This window comes from Intestinibacter sp. (assembly GCF_051866655.1).
In the GTDB taxonomy this organism is placed as follows: domain Bacteria; phylum Bacillota; class Clostridia; order Peptostreptococcales; family Peptostreptococcaceae; genus Intestinibacter.
The window spans coordinates 1-3,155 of the sequence record NZ_JBJDXL010000380.1; the positions used below are offsets into that span (position 1 = coordinate 1).

Annotated in this window: 4 protein-coding genes; all 4 read left to right on the forward strand. The window is 30.1% G+C overall.

All coding sequences use genetic code 11. The features are described from left to right. On the forward strand, positions 1–518 hold a 518-nt coding region (locus ACI3VO_RS11330; RefSeq protein WP_439758020.1), incomplete at its 5' end, for a class I SAM-dependent methyltransferase. A 209-nt stretch (positions 519–727) separates the two neighbouring features. Then, entirely contained in the window at positions 728–1,567 is an 840-nt protein-coding gene (locus tag ACI3VO_RS11335; protein ID WP_439758021.1) for an amino acid ABC transporter substrate-binding protein, read from the forward strand. Positions 1,568–1,692: 125 nt separating this feature from the next. After that, positions 1,693–2,343, forward strand: a complete 651-nt coding sequence (locus tag ACI3VO_RS11340; protein WP_439758022.1) for an amino acid ABC transporter permease — start codon at positions 1,693–1,695, stop codon at positions 2,341–2,343. Positions 2,344–2,357: 14 nt separating this feature from the next. Further along, a complete protein-coding gene (locus ACI3VO_RS11345; RefSeq protein WP_439758023.1) occupies positions 2,358–3,119 on the forward strand; it encodes an amino acid ABC transporter ATP-binding protein in 762 nt (253 codons plus the stop codon). The last annotated feature ends 36 nt before the right edge of the window (positions 3,120–3,155 follow it).

Here is a 3,155-nt window from a genome sequence, read left to right on the forward strand (position 1 = left end):
CTCTATACGAAGCATTAGATGTTCTATTTGAAAATTACGATTTAGATAAAAATGATCGTGTTGTAGACTTTGGATGTGGGAAGGGAAGACTTATATTTTATATAAACTATTATTTTAAATGTATTGTTAACGGAATAGAGTTTAATGAAATATATTATAATGAAGCATTATTAAATAAATCCAGATATATTCAAAAAAATAAGAAAATGGAGGATAAAATTAATTTTCATTGTAACCTAGCACAAAATTATGATATAGACCCAAAAGACAATAAATTTTATTTCTTTAATCCTTTTTCTGTGCAGATTTTTATGAAGGTCGTAGAAAATATACTCGACTCTTTTGAAAAAAATCCTAGAAATATAGATTTAATACTTTACTATCCAAGTGACGATTATATTCAATTTTTAGAATATAGAACTCCATTTATATTAGAAAGAGAAATTATCTTTGAGGATTTATATAAAAATGATCCAAAGGAAAAATTTCTTATATATACTTTAAAAGTAGATTTTTAAAATATACAATTAATTACTCTATTTAATAAATCTAATTATCGTTTTATATTTTATATATTTTTCAAAAACGAACTATATAAATATTATATATATGTATAGTTCGAAAAAACATCTACTATAGTTGACTTATTTTAGTTCATATGTTATTATTTTCCTAAAAAATAAACATTTTTTGAAAATTTTGTTTTTAAAACGGGAGGTATAATAATATGAAAAAGTTATCAGCAATAGCTTTAGTTTTTGTGCTAGCATTTAGTACAATACTTGGCGGATGTTCTTCTTCAAAAGAATCTGCTTCAAGTGCTTCTAGTCAAAGTGAAGACGCTTCATTAGACTATATAATGGATAAAGGAGAATTAATAGTAGGACTTGACGATGCATTTCCACCAATGGGATTTAGAGATGACGATAATAATATAGTAGGATTTGATATCGACTTAGCTAAAGAAGTTGGTAAGAGAATGGGTGTAGAAGTTAAATTCCAACCTATAAGCTGGGAAGCTAAGGAACAAGAATTAGCATCTAAAAATATAGACTGTATATGGAATGGATTTGGTATAACTCCAGAAAGACAAGAAGCTCTAACTATATCAGCTCCATATATGGCAAACCCTCAAATATATGTAGTTTTAGCTGATTCTGGTATAAAAACAGAAGCAGACTTAAAAGATAAAGTAGTAGCAGCTCAAAGTGGTTCTACTGCATATGCTACTATAGATAAAAACACTGAATTAAAAGATTCTTTCAAAGAATTCGTAGGTGTTGAAGATAACGTAAAAGCATTAATGGACTTAGAAGTTGGTGGTTCTGATGCAGTTGCAATGGATACAGTAGTTGCTCGTTACTATATGGCTAAAGAACCTGATAAATACAGCATCATAGAAGATACAACTATATTCGATGAACAAATGGGTGTTGGATTTAGAAAAGGTGAAGAAGCTCTATGTCAAAAAGTTGAAGATACTCTAAAAGAAATGAAAAAAGACGGTACTTTAGCTAAAATAAGTGAAGAATGGTTTGGAGAAGACTTAACTATAATTGGAGAATAGTTAAATTAAAATTTCAAATTTAAACATAATAATGTATAATAAAAAGGTGTCAGATTTATAAGTTTATTTAACTTAATTTGGCGCCTTTTTGTAAGATAAGAAAAATTAAAAAGGGAGGGATTTATTTGGATTTTGAGAGCATAATGACCTTGGTAAAAAATATGCTTCCAAGTTCTGTAGTGACTTTAGAAATATTTTTTCTAACTATAATATTTTCATCAATACTTGGGATGTTTGTAGCTTTTGGTAGAATGTCAAAATACGCTATTATAAGAGTTCCCGTACAAGCGTTCTTACTAGTAATGAGGGGAACACCTCTAATACTTCAATTGATGTTTTTCTATTTTGCTCCTTATTATATATTTGGGGCTACTTTATCTAGATTTTGGGCGGCAATACTTGCATTTACTCTAAACTACAGTGCATATATCGCTGAAATCTACAGAAGTGGTATAGAATCTATTCCTGTTGGGCAATATGAAGCTGCGACAGTTTTAGGATTTGGTAAGACTGAGACTTTCTTTAAAATAATTTTACCTCAAGTTATAAAGAGAATCATACCACCTTTTAGTAATGAACTTATGACTCTTGTAAAGGATACTGCATTAGCTCAAGTAATAGGTGTTGCAGAAATATTCAAGCTTGCAGGTGCTACAATGTCTTCACAATTCTCAACTGTACCACTTATTGTGGCAGGTGTATTCTATTTAGTTATGAATACTGTAGTTGAAAGATTCTGTTTCTATCTAGAAAAGAAACTAGATTACTATGAATAGGAGGAATGCGGATTATGAAAATTTTATCAGTTGAAAATTTACAAAAAAGCTTCGGGGATTTGCAAGTTCTTAAAGATATTTCATTAGATGTAAATCATGGGGAGATAGTTTCTATAATAGGATCTTCAGGTTCAGGTAAATCTACATTGCTTAGATGTATAAATAGACTAGAAACTGTCGATGCAGGTAAGATAACTGTCGATGGAGAAGTTATGGTGTCAAGTGAAAATGGCACTGTAAAATACGCAAATAACGATGTACTAGATAAAATAAGATTAAAAACTGGATTGGTTTTTCAAAACTTCAATCTATTTCCACATTTTAATGTTTTAAAAAATATAACTCAGGCTCCAATTAGAGTAAAAAAAGTACCTAAGGATGTGGCAGAAAAAGAAGCTATGGAATTACTTAAAAAGCTAGGCCTTGAAGATAGAAAGGACGCCTATCCTCATCAATTATCAGGTGGACAAAAGCAAAGAGTCGCAATAGCTAGAGCTCTTGCATTAAAGCCTGTAATACTTTTCTTCGATGAACCTACATCAGCGCTAGATCCAGAGCTTACAGGAGAGGTCTTAAAGGTTATCCGTTCACTTGCCGAAATGAATATGACCATGGTAATAGTTACTCATGAAATGTCATTTGCTAGAGATATATCAGATAGAATGATATTTATGGATAAAGGCGTAATTGTAGAAAATTGTACTCCAGAGGAATTATTTAACTCTAAGAATGAGCGTACTAGAGAATTCTTGGGAAAATATCACCAAGGTGTATAGTAAAATTTTTGTAAAAAAATAAGGGGGTAGATTGAA

Coding starts and splice junctions, on each gene's coding strand:
- ACI3VO_RS11335 (WP_439758021.1), top strand. CDS start 728: ATGAAAAAGTTATCAGCAATAGCTTTAGTTTTTGTGCTAGCATTTAGT.
- ACI3VO_RS11345 (WP_439758023.1), top strand. CDS start 2,358: ATGAAAATTTTATCAGTTGAAAATTTACAAAAAAGCTTCGGGGATTTG.